The organism is Mixta intestinalis (assembly GCF_009914055.1).
Taxonomy (GTDB): Bacteria; Pseudomonadota; Gammaproteobacteria; order Enterobacterales; family Enterobacteriaceae; genus Mixta; species Mixta intestinalis.
The window spans coordinates 3055214-3073838 of the sequence record NZ_CP028271.1; the positions used below are offsets into that span (position 1 = coordinate 3055214).

Consider the following 18625-nt stretch of genomic DNA (forward strand, 5'->3'; position numbering starts at 1 on the left):
GTCGCCTTTTTGTTTTACAGCGTAACGCCGCTTTTGAAAATTGCCAGCTCGCGGAAATCGTTGCGCTCGTTGTTGGTTTTCCTGCCGTTCGCTACCTCGACAATATAGTCAACGAAGTTATCCAGCAGGCTCTCCATCGCGGTTCCCTGCACCAGCGGCCCGGCGTTGAAATCGATCCAGTGCGGCTTGCGCTCCGCCAGCTCGCTATTGGTCGCAATTTTTACCGTTGGCACAAAGCCGCCGTAAGGCGTACCGCGTCCGGTGGTAAACAGCACCATATGGCAGCCTGCACCGGCCAGTGCGCTGGTGGCTACCGCATCATTGCCCGGCGCGCTGAGCAGGTTCAGCCCCGGCTGGCGCAGGCGTTCACCATACTTCAGTACGTCCACCACCTGGCTCTGGCCCGCTTTTTGCGTACAGCCCAGCGATTTCTCTTCCAGTGTGGTGATGCCGCCTGCCTTATTGCCCGGCGACGGGTTTTCATAGATCGGCTGCTGATGCGCAATAAAGTAACGTTTGAAATCGTTAACCATCGCTACCGTCTTCTCAAAGGTCGCTTCATCCTGACAGCGGCTCATCAGAATACGCTCGGCACCGAACATTTCCGGCACCTCCGTCAGCACCGTAGTGCCGCCGTTAGCGATCATCCGATCGGAGAAACGTCCCAGCAGCGGATTGGCGGTAATACCGGAGAAACCATCAGACCCGCCACACTCCAGGCCAAAGCGCAGCTCGCTCAGTTTGCCAGGCTCTCTACGATCGTGACGCATCGCTTCGTAGAGCCGGTGCAGATGTTCCAGTCCGGCTTCCACCTCATCTTCCTGTTGCTGGCAGATCATAAAGCTGACGCGTTCGCTGTCGTAATCGCCCAGCGTCTCACGGAAGACATCAACCTGGTTGTTCTCACAGCCGAGACCAATCACCAGTACCGCGCCTGCATTCGGATGGCGCACCATATTTTGCAGCATGGTACGGGTGTTCTCATGATCCTGCCCCAGCTGCGAACAGCCGAACGGATGGCTGAACAGATACACGCCGTCAATACCCGCCGCATCATCGCTTTCACGCAAAAAGCGTTGCAGGATCTGGCGCGCAATGCCGTTAACGCAGCCGACGGTAGGCAAGATCCACAGTTCGTTACGGATGCCGACTTCGCCGTTAGCGCGACGGTAAAGCTGCACTTCACGATCGGCAGCCTGCGGCGGCAACGTAACGAAATCGGGCTGGTACTGATACTGATCCAGATCGTTAAGATTGGTGCGCGCGTTCTGGGCGTGAACGTGTTCACCGGCGGCAATCGGCTGCGTCGCATGACCGATAGGCAGGCCATATTTGATGACGTGCTCATCCGCCGCGATGGAACGCAGCGCGAACTTATGCCCCCGGGCAATCGGCTGACGCAGCGTGACCGTTTCTCCTTCCAGCGTCAGCACGCTACCTTCGTCCAGATCGCTGAGTGCGACGGCGACATTATCGCGCGGCGCTATTTTAATGGCCTGTTGCATAGCCGCAGTTCCTCAATGTGGTATTGCCGCCCGCATTCCCTGAGCGGTAATAGTTTGCAGGTGTTCGGTAACCGCCTCGACCAGGCCCGGTTGCTGACTCAGATCGCTTTCCCAGTGCGCTTCATCGCTCAACACCGCAGCAACCAGCTGTTGCAGGGTAATCGCGCCCTGTGCCTGTTGCGCCCAGAGCGTAGCGAAGCGATCCAGCCACTGCGCATCATCCTGTAGTGGATAGCGCACGCCATCACGTTCGCCCCGGTAGTAAGCCAGCAGCGCCGCCAGCGCGAAGGTAATGCGCGTCGGCCAGCGTCCGCTTTGTTGATGGCCCGCCAGCAGTTGCGGCAGCAGTCGCGTGCGGAATTTAGTCATGCTATTCAGCGCAATCGCAGAGAGCTGATGACGAATAAACGGATTGCGGAAACGGCCCAGCACCGCATCGGCAAAGCGATGCAGATCTTCCGCGGGCAGATCCAGCGTCGGGATAACCTCTTTACGCAGCATGCTATCGATAAAGCTGGCGATTTGCGTATCGGCCATCGCCTCACCCACGGTATCCAGCCCGGAAAGCCAGGCTACCGGCACCATAGCGGTGTGCGCGCCGTTAAGAATGGCTACTTTCTGTTCTTTCCACGGCTTGATATCGTCTACCAGGCGAATATTCAGCGGCAGCGCGTTAAGCCGTAGCTCATCGGCCACCTGTTGCGGCCCCTGAATCACGAACTGATAGAACACTTCACCCGCTACCAGCAGCGGATCGCGATAGCCCAGCGAGGCAAAAATCTCTTCCGCATCTTCGTGCGGATAGCCAGGGACGATGCGATCTACCAGCGTATTGCAGAAGATATTGTGCTGCATAATCCAGTCGCTAAAGGCTGTCGGCAGCTGCCACAGCTCTGCATAACGCAGCACGATCTCGCGCAACGTATCGCCATTGTTGTCGATCAGTTCGCAGGGCAGCAGAATCCAGCCTTTATCCGCCGCGCCGGAGAAGTGCTGCCAGCGCGCCCACAGCAGCTGCGTCAGCTTGCCGGGGAAGGATCGCGCCGGGCGATCCTCCAGCCGATCGTCACCGTTAAATGCAATCCCCGCCTCGGTGGTGTTGGAGAACATAAAGCGAATCTGCGGATCGCGCGCCAGCGCCATATACTCATCAAACTGGCGCCAGGGTTGAATTTCGCGGTTCACCGTGCGAATCAGCCGCGGTTCGCTGATCGTCTCACCCTGCGCGTTCAGCCCACGGATCAGCGCGGTATACAGCCCGTCCTGTTGGTTCAGCGTGTAATCCGCCTGACGATCGATCGGCCTGACTACCGTAACGCCAGCGTCCAGATCGCTATGGCTGTTAAGCAGATCCAGCTGCCAGTCTATAAAGGCGCGCAGAAAATTTCCTTCGCCAAACTGGACGATACGCGTGGGATAGCGCGGGCCGGGAAAAGCGGTGCGGTTAAGGGTTTGCATAGGTTTTCCCCGACTTAAAGCGCGATACCAAAATAGTCGCGTGCGTTATTGAAACAGATGTTTTTCACCATATTACCCAGCAGATCGATATCCGCAGGTGCCTCACCGTTCTCTACCCAGCGCCCGATCATCTGGCACAGCAGACGACGGAAATATTCGTGGCGCGTATAGGAGAGGAAACTGCGGCTGTCGGTGAGCATGCCAACGAAGCGGCTCAACAGGCCCATCTGTGCCAGCTGCATCATCTGACGCTGCATGCCGTCCAGCTGATCGTTAAACCACCAGGCGGAGCCAAACTGCATTTTGCCTGGCTCGCCTTCCCCCTGGAAATTGCCCGTCATGGTTGCCAGCACTTCGTTATCGCGCGGATTCAGGCAGTAAAGGATGGTTTTCGGCAGCGCATTATTACGGTTCTGCGCGTCCAGCAGGCGCGCCAGCGGTTCCGCCATTGGGCGATCGTTAATCGAGTCAAAGCCCACGTCCGGGCCCAGCAGCTGAAGCTGACGACGGTTGTTATTACGCAGCGCGCCGATATGGTACTGCTGTACCCAGCCGCGACGCGCATATTCAGCGCCCAGCCAGACCAGCACTGCCGTTTTGAACTGTGCGATTTCCTGTTCGGAAGGCGCATTGCCCTGTAGACGGCGTGTCAGAATGTTGTCCAGCGTGGCGTCATCCGCTTCGGCGAACAGCACCACATCCAGCGCATGATCGGAAACCTTACAGCCATGCGCGGCGAAATGATCGAGCCGCTTGCCGAGCGCACGGCGTAAATCGTCGAAGCAACGAATATCCACGTCAGCTACCGCGCCAAGCTTATGCAGGTAGTCGCCGAAACCGTCCGCCTCAATATTGAAGGCTTTATCAGGTCGCCAGCTCGGCAGCACTTTGACAGCAAAGCTGCTGTCCTGCGCCAGACGCTGATGATGTTGCAGATCGTCAACCGGATCGTCGGTGGTACCCACCATGCGTACGTTCATCTGCTGCATAATGCCGCGCGCGGTAAAGTCATCCTGCGCCAGCAGCGCATTGCACTCATCCCAGATGCGATCGGCAGTTTTTTCTGACAGCAACACGTTAGTAATACCGAAAGGACGACGCAGTTCAAGGTGTGTCCAGTGATAGAGCGGGTTGCCGATGGTATGCGGTACGGTGCGCGCCCAGGCATTGAATTTCTCACGATCGCTGGCATCGCCGGTGCAAAGCGCTTCCGGTACGCCATTTGCACGCATGGCACGCCACTTATAGTGATCGCCCTTCAGCCAGATGTCATACAGATTTTTAAAACGATAGTTATCGGCAATCTGCTGCGGCGGCAGGTGGCAATGGTAGTCAAAGATTGGCTGGTCGGCCGCATAATCGTGGTACAGACGCCGGGAAAATTCAGTATCGAGTAAAAAATCTTCGGTCATAAAACGGGACATTCCTGACTCCTCTTACATGAACGGCGCAGTTGCGTTCACCTGATGGCAAAAAGTTATCATACCAATTCACGCAGCCGCAGCGATAATTTTGAGATTCAGATCACATATCAGACAACTTAATCCGCCGGATTTTTCAATAAACAGCTGTTAAAACCACTAATTGACTGACATTTCGTGATTTTTAGTATCCCACATTACAAAGGTGGTTTTTGTGATGGCATTCAACTTTTAAATCTGTATGACAAGTTATCTTCTGGCGGTCCAATTTTGTTGGGAAATTTTATTTACAGGCAAGGAATCCAAACGGGGCTCAGGCCCTCGATTACGTCCTAAATGCTCTCTGTCAGGCTTAAGCGCTGACAGACCCGCATAACAACAACAGCGGCACGGGCCGCAAACCAAACTGGAAGAGGTATGACATGCGTAAAATAAAAGGCCTGCGCTGGTATATGATTGGTCTGGTGACCATCGGTACCGTGCTGGGTTATCTGACGCGCAACGCCATTGCCGTTGCCGCACCTACGCTCGAAGAACAACTTCACATCACCACGCAACAGTATTCCTACATCGTTGCCGCTTACTCAGCCTGCTATACCATTATGCAGCCGGTAGCGGGCTACATCCTCGACGTACTTGGAACCAAAGTGGGCTATGCGCTGTTCGCGATTTTATGGGCGGTGTTCTGTGCCGCCACCGCGCTGGCAGGTAGCTGGGGTGGTCTGGCTATCGCGCGCGGCGCGGTAGGTGCGGCAGAGGCGGCGATGATCCCTGCCGGTTTGAAGGCGAGCAGCGAATGGTTCCCGGCCAAAGAGCGTTCTATTGCCGTCGGCTATTTCAACGTTGGCTCATCGATTGGTGCGATGGTAGCACCGCCGCTGGTAGTCTGGGCTATCGTCGCCCACAGCTGGCAGATGGCGTTTATCATTACCGGTATTCTCAGCATGATTTGGGCGCTTTGCTGGCTGATTTTCTATAAGCATCCCAAACAGCAGAAGAAATTAAGCCAGGAAGAGCGCGACTACATTCTTTCCGGCCAGGAAGCGCAGCATCAGGTCAGCAACGGTAAAAAAATGAGTGCCTGGCAGATTCTGCGTAATCGCCAGTTCTGGGGCATCGCTCTGCCGCGCTTCCTTGCCGAACCGGCATGGGGCACCTTTAACGCCTGGATCCCGCTGTTCATGTTTAAAGTTTACGGCTTTAACCTGAAAGAGATCGCCATGTTTGCCTGGATGCCGATGCTGTTCGCCGATCTTGGCTGCATCGTCGGCGGCTATCTGCCCCCGCTGTTCCAGCGCATATTCGGCGTTAACCTGATCGTTTCGCGTAAGCTGGTCGTTACCATGGGCGCGGTTCTGATGATCGGCCCCGGCACCATCGGACTGTTCACCAGCCCCTACGTCGCTATCGGTCTGCTGTGCATCGGCGGCTTTGCTCACCAGGCACTTTCCGGCGCGCTGATTACGCTCTCTTCAGACGTCTTCGGACGTAACGAAGTTGCGACGGCTAACGGTCTGACCGGTATGGCCGCCTGGACCGCCAGTACCATGTTTGCCCTGGTGGTTGGCGCACTGGCCGATACGCTGGGCTTCAGCCCGCTGTTCGCCGCGCTGGCAGTGTTCGATCTGCTTGGTGCCGTGGTTATCTGGACGGTGCTGAAAAACAAACCGGTTTCCGAACTGGAGCAGGAACAGAATCTCGCGACTGCCGGTACGCCGGTACGTAGCTAAGCCGTCGGGGCGGATACGCGCTCGGTGCGTATCCGCCTCCTTCCATCAGGCACTTTTCTTCCTCTCTTTACCTCATTTTTGCTGTTTCTATATCCTTTTCTGCACGCTTCCAGACGTACAGGCCTCCACGGTTATTCCACTGTTGCCTGAAGTGCGCGTTTCCTCGCATTTCCTGCCCTCTGCCGCCCATCGTTCTTGGCCCGCAGGTCGGTTAAGTGGTATAACAACTTACAGAATATTCCCTGCTATGGATGTGCTTATGGAAATCAGCGAACCACGACGCCTTTATCAACAACTGGCGTCAGAGCTAAAAATGCGTATTGAGGCCGGACAGTATCAGGTAGGCGACAAGCTGCCTGCTGAACGCCTTATCGCCGAGGAGATGCAGGTCAGCCGCACCGTAGTGCGTGAAGCCATTATTATGCTGGAAGTGGAAGGTTACGTTGAGGTGCGCAAAGGCTCCGGCATCCATGTCATCTCCAGCCAACAGAGTCACCGCGTGGTGGCCGACAGCCAGCTGGAATTTGCCAATTTTGGCCCGTTTGAACTTCTACAGGCACGCCAGCTTATTGAAAGCAACGTCGCGGAGTTCGCCGCCACGCGCGTTACGCGTCAGGATATTATGCAGCTGATGGATATTCAGGAGCGCGCGCGCAGCGAGGATCGCTTTCGCGACTCAGAATGGGATATGCATTTTCATGTGCAGATCGCCATGGCAACGCAAAATAGCGCGCTGGCCGCCATTGTGGAAAAAATGTGGCTGCACCGCACCCATAACCCTTACTGGCTGAAGCTGCATGAGCATATCGATCAGCGCGCTATCGGCAGCTGGTGCAGCGATCACGATGCGATTTTAAAGGCGTTGATACGTAAAGATCCCGCTGCCGCCAAGCTGGCGATGTGGCAACATCTGGAAAATACGCGCCAGATGTTGTTTAACGCCACTACGGACGATTTTGAGTTCAATGTCGATCGTTATATGTTCGCTGAAAATCCGGTTATTTTGCCTGATACCTCTTCTTCGCGTTAAAAACCGACGCTTTGGTTACCAAAGCGTCTAAAGTCAGAAAACTTACTTTAGTGTCAGCCTGTGTAAAGCTCCTTTCCGCTAATGAGTACCAACGGTAAAACTCTTATGCGGCGGCAACTTTCCCTGTCTCGCTTCCGTATATTTTGTTACAGTTATCCTCCTTTTCTTACCTTTTCATTTGGGAAAAGGAGAATGCTTCGGTTTTTTATGCAATATCGGCAGAAGGCGATTACCCGGCCTGTAGTCGCGGCGACTACACTAAACAAAAATAACCTGCCCGCTCTGTTGGCCCTCCGATCGATGAGCCTGTATTAACAATGAAGTTCAGGAACAATGAATGGATATTTTAAAAGCATTGTTGCAAGCATTGTGGCAACAAGATTTTGAGACCCTGGCCGATCCGACGCTGGTCTGGGCAATATATGGCTTGCTGTTTATGATTCTGTTTCTGGAAAACGGCCTGCTACCCGCCGCTTTCCTGCCCGGCGATAGCCTGCTGATTTTAGTTGGCGTACTGATCGCCAAAGGCACGATGAATTTCACGCTGACGCTGTTTATCCTTACCACCGCCGCCAGCCTCGGCTGTTGGGTAAGTTATATACAAGGTAAATGGCTGGGCAATACGCCCACGGTACAGAAATGGCTATCGCATCTGCCCGCGCAGTATCATCAGCGCGCCCACCAGCTGTTCCACCGTCACGGCCTGTCGGCGCTGTTAGTCGGGCGCTTTATTGCTTTCGTGCGCACCCTGCTGCCAACTATCGCCGGGCTTTCCGGGCTGAGCAACGCCCGCTTTCAGTTTTTTAACTGGATGAGTGGCTTTTTATGGGTGCTGATCCTGACCGTGCTGGGCTTCGCGCTGGGGAAAACGCCGATTTTCCGCCGCTACGAAGATGAGCTGATGTTTTGCCTGATGCTGCTGCCGCTGGTGCTGCTGGTGTTCGGCCTGGTCGGTTCGCTGGTGGTGCTGTGGCGTAAACGCCACGCCAGTACCAATGAAAAAGGTCAGCCATAATGCGCTGGTTACAGCCGCTTTTACGCCAGCCGCTGCGCTGGCTGCTGGCTGGCCTGCTGGCGATCGTCGTCTTTGCCCTGCTACCCGCCCTGTTCCGTCATGAAAACGCGCTGCAAATCCGCGTCACGCATCAGGGCGTAACGCTGCCGGATGGTTTTTACGTCTGGCAGCAGCTCAACGCATTGGGCATACAGGTTAAAAGCATCACGCCCGCGCAGGACTCACTGGTGCTGCGCTTTGAATCTGAAGAGCAGAGCCAGGCTGCACAGCAGGCGCTGCATAAAATCCTGCCTTACGGCGTCGAAATTGCACAACTGGAAAGTAATGGCAACAGCGGCTGGCTGAATAAGATTTCGCTGCGCCAGCAGTCCGTTGGCTAATTTACCCGTTCGACGCGATACGTCCTGCCTGTCTCCTCTTCAGTAACGCTTTTTGAGCTTTCGCCAAAGAGTGTCTATTCTTACAAAAGGTTATGAGGCGGCACGGCAGCCAGCCTCATTACCGTCGCATCTTTACCGTTCACAGGGAACGGCTGAGCTTAACAATGGAAGGCCGCTAATAAATGAAATTTCGTACCTCACTTTTTCTGGCGCTTGTTTCTCTCTCTGGTTTCACACAGGCGGCAGGTACGCTCTGTATGCAGAAAGAAAAGGATATCGAGCGGGAGATCTCCCATGCCCAACAGCATGATAATCAACGCCGGGTGAATGGTCTGGAGCGCGCCCTGACCGAAGTGCGCGCAAGCTGCACCGATGAGAAACTGAAGGCGGCGCATCAGGAGAATATCGAGGCCAAACAGCGTGAGGTGGCCGAGCGAGAAAAGGATTTAAAAGATGCCCAGGACGATGGTGATGAGGAGAAAATTGCCAAACGTCAACGCAAACTACAGGAAGAGCGCGAAGAGCTGAAAGCGCTACAGTCAGCGACTTACTAATCCATTTACAGCGTACATTGCCTGAGAATAAAGGAGTGTTTCATGTCAAAAGATACTACGTCAGAACACCTGCGCGCCGAGCTGAAAAACCTGGCGGATACGCTGGAAGAAGTGCTGAGCCAGTCTACCGATAAATCGAAATCAGAGATAGATAAGCTGCGTAGCAAAGCGCGTGCTGCGCTGGATGAATCCCGTCAGCGTCTGGGCGAAACCGGCGATCGACTGTCGCAGACGACGCGTGAAGCGGTAGGCCGCGCCGACGATTACGTGCGTGAGAATCCGTGGCATGGCGTGGGCATCGGCGCCGCCGTTGGTCTGGTCATCGGCATGCTGATGTCGCGTCGTTAATTATGGCCGATTCTCAGCAAAGCCACGGCCCAGGCAAAGGGGTCATCAACATCGGACAGCGTCTCGTCACTACGCTGGTTAGCATGGTAGAAACCCGTGTGCGCCTGGCGGTGGTCGAGCTGGAAGAGGAAAAGGCCAATCTGATACAGATGCTGTTGATGATCGGTCTGACCATGCTGTTTACCGCTTTTGGTTTGATGAGCCTGATGGTGCTTATCATCTGGGCGGTTGACGCGCAGTATCGCCTGATGGCGATCGGCATCACTACCGGCGTACTTTTTGTGCTGGCGCTGATTTTTGGCCTCTGGACGCTGCGTAAATCACGCAAGTCCACGCTGCTGCATCATACACGTAAGGAACTCGCCTCTGACCGCCAGATGCTGGAGGACCGCCATTCATGAACCGTGCTGACCGTGAACAACGTAAAGCAGACCTGCTGATCGCCATTCACCAACAGCGCCTCGATCTCAGTGCAGCCCGCCGTGACTGGCTGCTGCAGACCGCCCGTTACGATCGCGGTTGGTTGACACTGCTAAGCCTGCGTAGCTATCTGGCGATCGGCAGTAGCGCCATGGCTATCTGGTCGGTGCGTAATCCAAACTTTTTTATGCGCTGGGCGAAGCGCGGTTTTGGTCTTTGGAGTACCTGGCGTCTGGTGAAAGCCAATCTGCCGCAGAAGCATTAAACGAAATCTGACAGCCTGCGCCAGGGTGCAGGCTGTCAGTTTCAATTTTATTGAACTTCTCTGACAGTTTATCTCGCTTACAAAAATTTCCTGCAGCGCCTATCATCCTCCTCAGTTAGCAAGCAATGCGCTTAAACGCTTGCGGTGCCTACCTTTAATCGCCCGGACGCCTGTTGTCCGTCGCACAACAACACTGGGGAAAACCATGAAAAAATTAGAAGATACTGGTCTGTTAATTGCCCGCATTTTAATGCCGATTCTTTATATTGTCTCCGGCTGGGGCAAAATTACCGGCTATGACGGTACGGCACAGTACATGACGGCGATGGGCGTTCCGGCCTTTATCCTGCCGCTGGTGATTCTGCTGGAGTTGGGTGGCGGCCTCGCTATCCTGTTTGGTTTCCTGACGCGCTTTACTGCGCTCTTCACCGCCGTGTTTACCCTGCTGACGGCCTTCCTGTTTCACAGCAACTTCGCTGAAGGCGTCAACTCGATTATGTTCATGAAAAACGTAACGATGGCTGGCGGTTTCCTGCTGCTCGGCATTACCGGACCGGGCGCTTACAGCATCGATCGCCTGCTCGGTAAAAAGTGGTAAGCGAACGCTATACTTAACAATATCAGGGCGAGGATGATTCCATTCTCGCCCGTTTTATTTCGGAGGAGCTATGGGACAACTGATTGACGGCGTCTGGCAGGATACCTGGTATGATACCAAATCCAACGGCGGTCGCTTTAAACGCTCTGAAGCTGCCTTTCGTAACTGGGTTACCACCGACGGTAGCGCAGGTCCAACCGGCAAAGCGGGTTTCGCCGCCGAGCGCGATCGCTATCATCTTTACGTTTCGCTTGCCTGTCCCTGGGCACACCGCACTTTGTTGATGCGCAAGTTAAAAGGGCTGGAGCAGATGATTTCGGTTTCAGTGGTGCATCCGCTGATGCTGGAGAACGGCTGGACCTTTGCGCAGGATTTCCCGGCGGCTACCGGCGATACGCTCTATCAGCATGATTTCCTCTATCAGCTTTATCAGCATGCCGATGCGCGGTACAGCGGACGCGTCACCGTGCCGGTACTGTGGGATAAGCGCCAGCAAACTATCGTCAGTAACGAATCCGCCGATATCATACGTATGCTTAACCGCGCGTTTGACGCGGTGGGCGCACGGGCAGGCGATTATTATCCGATAGCGCTACGTGAAAAGATCGATGCGGTTAACGGCTGGGTCTACGATACGGTAAATAACGGCGTCTATAAGGCGGGCTTCGCCACTTCACAGGCGGCCTATGAAGAAGCGGCTACCGCGCTGTTTCATGCGCTGGAGCGGCTGGAACAGCTGCTTGGGCAACATCGCTGGCTGACCGGTAACCAGCTGACCGAAGCAGACTTACGCCTGTGGACCACGCTGGTACGCTTCGATCCGGTATACGTTACCCATTTTAAATGTGACCGCCAGCGTATCGGTGATTACCTGAATCTGAACGGTTTTTTACGCGATATCTGGCAAATGCCGGGCATCGCAGAAACGGTCAATCTTGACCATATCCGCCATCACTATTATCGCAGTCATAAAACCATTAATCCCAGCGGCGTAATTTCGCTTGGGCCTGAGACACACTGGGACGAGCCACACGGACGCGACGAGCGTTTTCCCACTGCGCAAAACTAGCGTTGCCATCTAAGAACGGGCGCTTCAACTGAAGAGTGCCCGACTAACCAACCTACCCTTTTTTCGCCAGCAGGCGCGGAATTTCACGCAGGCACCAGGCTTTCGCCTCGCCCATGCTGTCACGACGCCAGGCCATAATAATATCGATCTCGCGCGTCGTTTCCGGGCTGACTACGCGCAGCCGCCCCTGCGCGATATCTTCTTCCACCAGGGGATAAGGCATGCTTGCCACGCCCAGCCCCGCCAGCAGCGCACGCCGCTTATCGTCCATGCTGCTGAGCGTCAGGCGCTGTTGTTTATCCAACAGCTGTACCGTTAACACCGGCCTTTCGCGTGCGGTATCCGCTACCGCAATGCCGCGATATTTCACCCGTGTTGCTTCAGAGAGCGGTTCGGGTTCCTGGTGGATCGGATGATCCGGGCTGGCGACGATCACGCTCATTATGCTGTAGAGCTTGCGGGTGTTAATCTCCGTGGAAGCACGAAAATGCATATCGGGTGCCACCACAATATCGGCGCGCCCCTGTTCCAGCCGCTCCCAGGCTCCCGCCAGAACTTCGGTGATCAGGGAGATTTGCGTATTGGCCTTCTCCGCCAGCTTGCTTACCAGCGGAAACAGCGATTCGGTAGGCACCAGCGCTTCGGTTACAATAGTCAGATGCGTTTCCCAGCCGCGCGCCAGCGCTTCCGCATCGGTGGTCAGCTTATCGGCAGCCTCCAGCAATACCCTGCCACGCTCCAGCAGCATACGCCCAACGTTAGTAAATTTGGTGCGGTGGCCGGAACGATCAAACAAAACGACATCCAGCTCCTCTTCCAGCTTCTGCATGGTATAGCTTAATGCAGATGGCACGCGGCCCAGCTCATCAGCCGCCGCCGCAAAACTGCCGCGTCGATCGATAGCGTCCATCACGCGTAATGCTTCCAGGGTCAGGGCCCGATCTTTTGCCATAGCGCGTCTCTGTCAGTAATTTTGAATATGCCTGGCAGATTAACTGGCTAACAATCCGACGTCCAGATATTTACCATGGAAACCTAACCAGCGTTTCTGCATTACAGGCGAACGCTGCCGGGAGGTAAGATAACGATGATGACTTCACGCACCGCGCAACAGTACGGCCAGGCCGATTACGGCTGGCTACAGGCGCGTTATACCTTTTCTTTTGGCCACTATTTTGATCCAAAACTTCTGGGCTACGCCTCACTGCGGGTACTGAATCAGGAAGTGCTGGCACCCGGTGCCGCCTTTCAGCCGCGGACTTATCCACAGGTAGATATTCTTAATCTGATTTTGCAGGGCGAAGCGGAATACCGCGACAGCGAAGGTAACTGTCTTCGCGCCGCCAGCGGCGAAGCACTGCTGCTGTCAACGCAGCCTGGCGTCACCTGGAGCGAACTGAACGCCAGCAAAGAAGGTTCGCTGACGCGCCTCCAGCTCTGGCTCGACGCCTGCCCGGATCGCGAAAATAATCTGGTACAGCAGCTGGCGCTGAATCGTCAGCCGCATCAGCTGATCGCCTCACCTGACGGGGAAAACGGTAGCCTGGTGGTACGTCAGCAGGTCTGGGTTCACCATATTCGGCTGGAACCGGGCGAAAAATGGCAGCAGCCACTGCGCGGTTCGCGCGCCTGGCTACAGTCGATTCACGGCAGTTTTCATGCGCTGACGGCAAACGGCGAGCGGGAGATGCTGGCCTGTGGCGATGGCGCTTTTATTCGTGATGAGGCGCGTCTCTGCCTGGAGGCGCAAACCTCACTGCGCGCGCTGGTTATCGATCTGATGGCGTAAAAAAAGCGGGGCGACTGGCATGTCGCCCCTGACGAACTATTTCAGAATGGTAAAGGCAGTAGTGACATGCTTCACGCCGCTGACCCGACTGGCGATATCCGCCGCCGCGCTCGCCTCCTGCTGCGTCACCAGGCCTAACAGGAAGACCTCGCCGTTTTCGGTGGTCACTTTCACATTAGACGATTTCACCTGATCGCTACCCAGCAGCTGAGAGCGCACCTTAGTCGTGATCCAGGTGTCTGAAGAGGCGGTGCCGAGCGTAACTTTTGGCCCCTGGCGCACTTCGTTATAAACCTCGGTTGCGCCATCGACGCCCATCGCAATCTGTTTCGCACGATCGGCTACATCACTGCTCGGCGCCTGGCCGGTTAGCAGCACTTTCCCCTGATAAGCGGTAGCGACGATATGCGCCTCATTTTTGATCTGCTGATCCTTCGCCAGCGCGTTGCTGACGCGCAGTTCCAGCGTTCCATCGTCTACCTGCGTCCCTACGGTACGTGGATCGGTCGCGGTCTTGGTCGCCACCGCTGCACTGCCGACAACCACGGCGGCGCAGCCCTGTAACAGCAGGGCGGCAAAGATCACGGCCAGTACAGATAGTGCTTTCATGGCATCTCCTTATTTATTCCTGGTGTGGAAAAAGCGTGTTATCAATCAAATCACACAGGCAGTTCACGGTGAGCATATGCATCTCGTGAATCCTGGCACTTCTGTGTGAAGGAATGCGAATCTCCACATCTTGCGGCCCCAGCAGTCCAGCCAGTTCGCCGCCGTCGTAGCCGGTGAGAGCGATAATGGTCATATCGCGCGTTACCGCCGCCTCAACTGCCTTAATAATATCCCGGCTGTTGCCACGGGTAGAGATCGCTAACAGCACATCGCCCGTCTGCCCCAGCGCCCGCACCTGCTTGGCGTAGACTTCATTATGTAGCCGGTCATCGCCGATAGCGGTCAGCAGGATGTTATCCGCGCTTAACGCCAGCACTGGCAAACTGGGACGCTCCGCTTCATAACGGTTAATCATGCTGGCGGCAAAATGCTGCGCATTAGCCGCCGACGTGCCGTTGCCACAGCAGAGAATTTTGTTGCCGTTCAGCAGCGATTGCACCATTGTCATTGCCGCACGCGAAATAGCGTCGGGTAACGCCTCCGCTGCGGCGATTTGTGTCTGTATACTTTCGGTAAAACAGGCTTTAATTCTTTCCAGCACACTACCACCTGGTTCTAAATGTGGGCTTGAAACGCATCGGGCAGCCACGTGAGCTGCTCTCCGGTGATGGCGACGACGTCAAAGCGACAGTCAGCCGTATCGAAACTGGCGTTGCGCGCTACCAACCACAGGGCCGCGCTGCGTAACAGCTTCTGCTGTTTGCGCCAGGTGACGCTCATTGCCGCTCCGCCGAAACGGGCGTCACGGCGATAGCGTACCTCGACAAACACCCACTGTCGCCCGTCACGCATAATTAAATCAAGCTCGCCAACGCGATAGCGCACGTTGGCGGCAACGAAAACCAGTCCTGCCCGCTCCAGATAACGACGCGCCATTAACTCATAGTGCGCGCCTTTTTCCTGACGGCTTAGCTGGCCGGGACCACCTGCCCCTGACGATACTGGCTCCATGTCAACTTCCTGTTGATAACGCAATCCTGGGTCGCGCTCAGCTGACCGGTATTGCCGTCGATATGGTAGCCGGGCACCTGACGTATTTCGCTAAAGTGATTGGCCAGCGTCCAGGCGTCAACGCCCATGGCATAAAGGCGAACCAGCGAATAATCGTTGTTAAAGCTGCGGGCCGCCTGTTGCATCAATGCCGGATTGGCACCTGACAATAGCGGGATATCGCTGAACTGCAACCCTTCCATCTCCAGACGGAAATCAGCCCCGGCCCCGGCCTGGAAGCTGCGGGAGCTGGCATAGAGCGCTACGCTGCTGCGGCTGCTGATACGCATAGCGATCATCGGCTTAATCAGCTGCAGTTCGCTCTGCGTCGCTACGATATAAACCGCATCTACGCTACCGCCGCTGCTTCCGGGCGTCGCACTTTCCTGCTGCGGCGCAGGAATGGTAAGACCGGCAATAGTGACGCTCTGCGGCTCGCTGACGGCTGGTGCAATCGGCGTACCGCTGAGGCTGATCCCGGCTCCGCTGTTGATACCCTGCTTCAGTTCGCCGGTAGATCCGAACGACTGTTGTAGCACCGTATCACCGCCCAGCTTCTGCCACTCCAGGGCAAAAGCCTTGCTGACGCGGTTGCCCAGCGAACTGCGCGGCACCAGCAACAGCGGCATACGCCTGCCCTGCTGCCAGATATGATGCGCGGCATCGCGCGCTTCGTCTTCCGGCGAAAGCGCAAAATAGCAAAGATTCGGATGGTTCTGGATATTCTCCGGCTCGTTAAGCGCCAGCACATTGAGCGGCGTTGAAGCATCCGCCACCTGCTGGACGTTATTTTTTAGCAGCGGGCCGACAACCAGCGTCGCGCCATCCTGCATCGCCTGGGTGATAACCTGCTGAATCGGCTGCGAGCTGGTATCGTATACCTTCACTTCAGTACTGCTGGAAGGCGCGGCGGCGGCAACCGACGCTGGAGCAGGCTCCTGAGGCGCGGCCGGTTCCTGAGGCGCAGCCTGCGGCTCGGAGTCATCGCTGTCGGCGGCATTGACTGAGACGGCTGAAGGACTTACCACCGCATCAGTGGAGCGCTTGTTGTCGCCATCGTCCGGTGTGTTTTGCTGCTCTGTCGCATCGCCGTTGTTATCCAGCGCGACGGGATTTTGCTCGCTGCCGGGTGCCGGTGCAGAAATGGCGCTTAGCGCACCGTTTTTCGCATCAAAAAAGCCTTTCTGGATGGCGTTAGCAAATATCTGCGCCTGACCATTTAGCGGCAGCAGCAGCGCGATTCTGCCGGTAGAAGCGGGCTGATAGTTCTGTAACTGACTCAGCGCGCTGGGCAGGTTCTTTGCCGCCGGGTTCTGCGGATAACGCACCTGCCAGTCACGAATGCCGTTTTTCAACATGTCGGGCTCGGTACGGTTCGCTTTATAGATATTAAGCAGATCGAGCCAACCCTGTAGCGTATTTTCATCCGCATTGATCACCAGGCTGCTCATCTGCTCTGGCGGCAGCTGCAACAGTGCCTGCCAGGTGGCATCGATGTTATCCTGATGCGCTTTATCTGCCAGTAGTGGCTCCTGAGCGATCAGCGCACGAAGCAGATCGAGCGACGGTCTCCCCTGGCTGGCGGCGATCTTCAGGCCGTAATAGCGACGCTGTTGATCTTTAGACATGGCGGAGGGATCAAGTTTCGCCAGTATACCCTGCGCGTTGGCAACATCCTGGCTGCCAAGACGCAGTTGCGCAGTTAGCAGCTGCAGCTCCAGGCGTTGAGCATCGCTCAAACGCTGAGGAAGCTGGTTAATCTGCTGGCCCGCCTGGGGATACTTCCCTTCGTTAAGCAAGGCACGTATAGCAAGTAATTGCCAGTCAGCCTTGTTATCATTTGGGCTTTGCTGCACCTGTTGCAGATAATAGTCGGAGGTGCCCATGGCTGGCCCCTGGATATCCACCGAAGGGGTTTGCGGCGTCTGGCCGGTACAGGCTGCTAAAATCAGCCCCGCCAGCAGAACGGGCACGAAGCGTCCTGCTTTTTTTCGAACGACTTTTGAAGGAAGCATACTGTATCCAGTAAGTTTTTTTCAGGATGCTCAATATTAAATCGGCAATTCGGATGAAACAATGAAACAACACGATCGGGCAGAGATTTCTGCCAGCACGCTCTATATCGTTCCCACGCCGATCGGTAATCTGGGCGACATAACCCAGCGGGCGCTGACGGTGTTACAGAGCGTCGATCTGGTGGCTGCGGAAGATACACGTCATACCGGACTGTTGCTACAACATTTCGCCATCAATGCGCGCCTCTTCGCATTACACGATCATAATGAACAGCAGAAAGCAGAGATTTTGCTGGCTAAGTTACAGGAAGGGCAAAGCATCGCGCTGGTTTCGGATGCCGGTACGCCGCTGATTAACGATCCCGGCTATCATCTGGTGCGTCGCTGCCGCGAGGCGGGCGTGCGCGTGGTCCCCTTGCCCGGCCCCTGTGCCGCTATCGCTGCGCTAAGCGCGGCTGGTCTACCCTCCGATCGTTTCTGCTATGAAGGTTTTTTACCGGCGAAAAGCAAGGCGCGTTGCGATACGCTGCGCGCTCTGTTGCAGGAGCCGCGCACGCTGATTTTCTATGAGTCAACGCATCGCCTGCTCGACAGCCTGCGCGATATGGTCAGCGAACTGGGCGGCGATCGTTACGTGGTGCTGGCACGCGAGCTGACGAAAACCTGGGAGTCGATCCACGGCGCGCCGGTGGCGGAGCTGCTCGCCTGGGTTGAAGAGGATGAAAATCGACGTAAAGGCGAGATGGTGCTGATTGTCGAAGGACATCAGGCTGATGAGGAGGCGCTGCCCGCCGAGGCGCTGCGTACTCTGGCGCTGCTACAAAAAGAGCTGCCGTTGAAAAAAGCGGCCGCGCTGACGGCGGACATTCACGGCGTGAAGAAGAACGCGCTGTATAAATACGCGCTCGAACAGCAAGAAGGATGACAAAGTGGCCAGAATGGCCTATCATCCGCGCCGAAGCTGACCAGACAGTCGCCGCTTTGTCGTCGTCCTCCTTCGGGGGAGACGGGCAGAGGGGAGGAAAGTCCGGGCTCCATAGGGCAGGGTGCCAGGTAACGCCTGGGGGGCGCAAGCCTACGACCAGTGCAACAGAGAGCAAACCGCCGATGGCTCATTATTGAGCACAGGTAAGGGTGAAAGGGTGCGGTAAGAGCGCACCGCGCGGCTGGCAACAGTTCGTGGCACGGTAAACTCCACCCGGAGCAAGGCCAAATAGGGGTTCACATGGTACGGCCCGTACTGAACCCGGGTAGGCTGCTTGAGCCAGTGAGCGATTGCTGGCCTAGATGAATGACTGTCCACGACAGAACCCGGCTTACCGGTCAGCTTCACTCTTTAAAAAACCCCGCTTCGGCGGGGTTTTTGCTT

20 protein-coding genes and 1 other RNA gene are annotated in these 18625 nt (G+C 55.9%); 13 read left to right on the top strand and 8 right to left on the bottom strand.

All coding sequences use genetic code 11. From position 1 onward, the window contains the following. Positions 1-14 precede the first annotated feature (14 nt). From C7M51_RS14135 to uxaC, 3 genes are read right to left on the bottom strand one after another with little or no spacing between them, the layout of a single operon-like run. Positions 15-1505, bottom strand: a complete 1491-nt coding sequence (locus C7M51_RS14135) for a UxaA family hydrolase (protein ID WP_160622378.1) — start codon at positions 1503-1505, stop codon at positions 15-17. A gap of 12 nt (positions 1506-1517) precedes the next feature. Then, entirely contained in the window at positions 1518-2963 is a 1446-nt protein-coding gene (locus tag C7M51_RS14140; protein WP_160622379.1) for a tagaturonate reductase, read from the bottom strand. Positions 2964-2977: 14 nt separating this feature from the next. Continuing rightward, complete coding sequence (gene uxaC / locus C7M51_RS14145; protein WP_160622380.1) at positions 2978-4387, bottom strand: glucuronate isomerase; 1410 nt, start codon at positions 4385-4387, stop codon at positions 2978-2980. 419 nt (positions 4388-4806) lie between these two features. On the opposite strand from uxaC, the gene C7M51_RS14150 reads away from it, so the two are divergent. The 10 genes from C7M51_RS14150 (at position 4807) to C7M51_RS14195 (ending at position 11793) form a co-directional block, all read left to right on the top strand. Beyond that, positions 4807-6114, top strand: coding sequence for an MFS transporter (locus tag C7M51_RS14150; protein ID WP_160622381.1), 1308 nt, complete (start codon positions 4807-4809; stop codon positions 6112-6114). 259 nt (positions 6115-6373) lie between these two features. After that, on the top strand, positions 6374-7144 hold the full coding sequence (exuR, locus tag C7M51_RS14155; protein WP_160622382.1) for a transcriptional regulator ExuR: 771 nt from the start codon (positions 6374-6376) through the stop codon (positions 7142-7144). A 337-nt stretch (positions 7145-7481) separates the two neighbouring features. Continuing rightward, positions 7482-8159 (top strand): DedA family protein, encoded by a 678-nt coding sequence (locus C7M51_RS14160; protein WP_160622383.1) that lies wholly within the window; start codon positions 7482-7484, stop codon positions 8157-8159. Next, the gene (gene mzrA, locus C7M51_RS14165; protein ID WP_160622384.1) at positions 8159-8539 is read left to right on the top strand and encodes an EnvZ/OmpR regulon moderator MzrA; all 381 of its coding nucleotides are present in this window, start codon (positions 8159-8161) and stop codon (positions 8537-8539) included. Before C7M51_RS14160 ends, mzrA begins: the two co-directional genes overlap by 1 nt. 182 nt (positions 8540-8721) lie before the next feature. Continuing rightward, the gene (locus C7M51_RS14170) at positions 8722-9093 is read left to right on the top strand and encodes a DUF1090 domain-containing protein (protein ID WP_160622385.1); all 372 of its coding nucleotides are present in this window, start codon (positions 8722-8724) and stop codon (positions 9091-9093) included. Positions 9094-9135: 42 nt separating this feature from the next. Continuing rightward, a complete protein-coding gene (locus tag C7M51_RS14175) occupies positions 9136-9441 on the top strand; it encodes an ElaB/YgaM/YqjD family protein (RefSeq protein WP_141177201.1) in 306 nt (101 codons plus the stop codon). A 2-nt stretch (positions 9442-9443) separates the two neighbouring features. Further along, entirely contained in the window at positions 9444-9842 is a 399-nt protein-coding gene (locus tag C7M51_RS14180; RefSeq protein WP_208852101.1) for a phage holin family protein, read from the top strand. Next, the gene (locus C7M51_RS14185; protein WP_160622386.1) at positions 9839-10126 is read left to right on the top strand and encodes a YqjK-like family protein; all 288 of its coding nucleotides are present in this window, start codon (positions 9839-9841) and stop codon (positions 10124-10126) included. The genes C7M51_RS14180 and C7M51_RS14185 overlap by 4 nt, the downstream gene beginning before the upstream one ends. A gap of 205 nt (positions 10127-10331) precedes the next feature. Then, on the top strand, positions 10332-10724 hold the full coding sequence (locus C7M51_RS14190; protein WP_160622387.1) for a DoxX family protein: 393 nt from the start codon (positions 10332-10334) through the stop codon (positions 10722-10724). A gap of 70 nt (positions 10725-10794) precedes the next feature. Continuing rightward, positions 10795-11793, top strand: a complete 999-nt coding sequence (locus C7M51_RS14195; protein ID WP_160622388.1) for a glutathione S-transferase family protein — start codon at positions 10795-10797, stop codon at positions 11791-11793. A 52-nt stretch (positions 11794-11845) separates the two neighbouring features. Here the strand turns inward: C7M51_RS14195 and C7M51_RS14200 are convergent, their stop codons facing one another. Next, positions 11846-12745 carry a LysR family transcriptional regulator gene (locus C7M51_RS14200; protein ID WP_160622389.1) on the bottom strand — a complete coding sequence of 300 codons (900 nt, stop codon included), beginning with the start codon at positions 12743-12745 and terminating at the stop codon, positions 11846-11848. A 135-nt stretch (positions 12746-12880) separates the two neighbouring features. Here C7M51_RS14200 and C7M51_RS14205 point away from each other — a divergent pair, with 135 nt between their 5' ends. Beyond that, positions 12881-13582 carry a pirin family protein gene (locus tag C7M51_RS14205; protein WP_160622390.1) on the top strand — a complete coding sequence of 234 codons (702 nt, stop codon included), beginning with the start codon at positions 12881-12883 and terminating at the stop codon, positions 13580-13582. A gap of 36 nt (positions 13583-13618) precedes the next feature. Here the strand turns inward: C7M51_RS14205 and dolP are convergent, their stop codons facing one another. The 4 genes from dolP to C7M51_RS14225 are packed head-to-tail and all read right to left on the bottom strand — an operon-like array spanning position 13619 to position 17256. Beyond that, positions 13619-14191 carry a division/outer membrane stress-associated lipid-binding lipoprotein gene (gene dolP / locus C7M51_RS14210; RefSeq protein WP_160622391.1) on the bottom strand — a complete coding sequence of 191 codons (573 nt, stop codon included), beginning with the start codon at positions 14189-14191 and terminating at the stop codon, positions 13619-13621. Between the two features lie 13 nt (positions 14192-14204). Then, entirely contained in the window at positions 14205-14792 is a 588-nt protein-coding gene (gene diaA, locus C7M51_RS14215) for a DnaA initiator-associating protein DiaA (RefSeq protein WP_160622392.1), read from the bottom strand. A 14-nt stretch (positions 14793-14806) separates the two neighbouring features. Further along, a complete protein-coding gene (locus C7M51_RS14220; protein WP_160622393.1) occupies positions 14807-15202 on the bottom strand; it encodes a YraN family protein in 396 nt (131 codons plus the stop codon). Beyond that, positions 15160-17256, bottom strand: coding sequence for a penicillin-binding protein activator (locus C7M51_RS14225; RefSeq protein ID WP_160622394.1), 2097 nt, complete (start codon positions 17254-17256; stop codon positions 15160-15162). Before C7M51_RS14225 ends, C7M51_RS14220 begins: the two co-directional genes overlap by 43 nt. Before the next feature lie 61 nt (positions 17257-17317). Between C7M51_RS14225 and rsmI the strand changes: the two genes are divergently transcribed. Together rsmI and rnpB are read left to right on the top strand one after the other, a co-directional pair. After that, positions 17318-18181: a 16S rRNA (cytidine(1402)-2'-O)-methyltransferase gene (gene rsmI / locus C7M51_RS14230; protein WP_160622395.1), complete on the top strand. Its 864-nt coding sequence runs from the start codon at positions 17318-17320 to the stop codon at positions 18179-18181. A 32-nt stretch (positions 18182-18213) separates the two neighbouring features. Then, an RNA gene (gene rnpB / locus C7M51_RS14235) (RNase P RNA component class A) lies at positions 18214-18591 on the top strand. Positions 18592-18625: the final 34 nt, after the last annotated feature.

What these genes read in the sequence shown, in the direction of transcription:
- C7M51_RS14135 (WP_160622378.1), bottom strand. Translation starts at nt 1,505, where the DNA reads ATGCAACAGGCCATTAAAATAGCGCCGCGCGATAATGTCGCCGTCGCA.
- C7M51_RS14140 (WP_160622379.1), bottom strand. Translation starts at nt 2,963, where the DNA reads ATGCAAACCCTTAACCGCACCGCTTTTCCCGGCCCGCGCTATCCCACG.
- uxaC (WP_160622380.1), bottom strand. Translation starts at nt 4,387, where the DNA reads ATGTCCCGTTTTATGACCGAAGATTTTTTACTCGATACTGAATTTTCC.
- C7M51_RS14150 (WP_160622381.1), top strand. Translation starts at nt 4,807, where the DNA reads ATGCGTAAAATAAAAGGCCTGCGCTGGTATATGATTGGTCTGGTGACC.
- exuR (WP_160622382.1), top strand. Translation starts at nt 6,374, where the DNA reads ATGGAAATCAGCGAACCACGACGCCTTTATCAACAACTGGCGTCAGAG.
- C7M51_RS14160 (WP_160622383.1), top strand. Translation starts at nt 7,482, where the DNA reads ATGGATATTTTAAAAGCATTGTTGCAAGCATTGTGGCAACAAGATTTT.
- mzrA (WP_160622384.1), top strand. Translation starts at nt 8,159, where the DNA reads ATGCGCTGGTTACAGCCGCTTTTACGCCAGCCGCTGCGCTGGCTGCTG.
- C7M51_RS14170 (WP_160622385.1), top strand. Translation starts at nt 8,722, where the DNA reads ATGAAATTTCGTACCTCACTTTTTCTGGCGCTTGTTTCTCTCTCTGGT.
- C7M51_RS14175 (WP_141177201.1), top strand. Translation starts at nt 9,136, where the DNA reads ATGTCAAAAGATACTACGTCAGAACACCTGCGCGCCGAGCTGAAAAAC.
- C7M51_RS14180 (WP_208852101.1), top strand. Translation starts at nt 9,444, where the DNA reads ATGGCCGATTCTCAGCAAAGCCACGGCCCAGGCAAAGGGGTCATCAAC.
- C7M51_RS14185 (WP_160622386.1), top strand. Translation starts at nt 9,839, where the DNA reads ATGAACCGTGCTGACCGTGAACAACGTAAAGCAGACCTGCTGATCGCC.
- C7M51_RS14190 (WP_160622387.1), top strand. Translation starts at nt 10,332, where the DNA reads ATGAAAAAATTAGAAGATACTGGTCTGTTAATTGCCCGCATTTTAATG.
- C7M51_RS14195 (WP_160622388.1), top strand. Translation starts at nt 10,795, where the DNA reads ATGGGACAACTGATTGACGGCGTCTGGCAGGATACCTGGTATGATACC.
- C7M51_RS14200 (WP_160622389.1), bottom strand. Translation starts at nt 12,745, where the DNA reads ATGGCAAAAGATCGGGCCCTGACCCTGGAAGCATTACGCGTGATGGAC.
- C7M51_RS14205 (WP_160622390.1), top strand. Translation starts at nt 12,881, where the DNA reads ATGATGACTTCACGCACCGCGCAACAGTACGGCCAGGCCGATTACGGC.
- dolP (WP_160622391.1), bottom strand. Translation starts at nt 14,191, where the DNA reads ATGAAAGCACTATCTGTACTGGCCGTGATCTTTGCCGCCCTGCTGTTA.
- C7M51_RS14220 (WP_160622393.1), bottom strand. Translation starts at nt 15,202, where the DNA reads ATGGAGCCAGTATCGTCAGGGGCAGGTGGTCCCGGCCAGCTAAGCCGT.
- C7M51_RS14225 (WP_160622394.1), bottom strand. Translation starts at nt 17,256, where the DNA reads ATGCTTCCTTCAAAAGTCGTTCGAAAAAAAGCAGGACGCTTCGTGCCC.
- rsmI (WP_160622395.1), top strand. Translation starts at nt 17,318, where the DNA reads ATGAAACAACACGATCGGGCAGAGATTTCTGCCAGCACGCTCTATATC.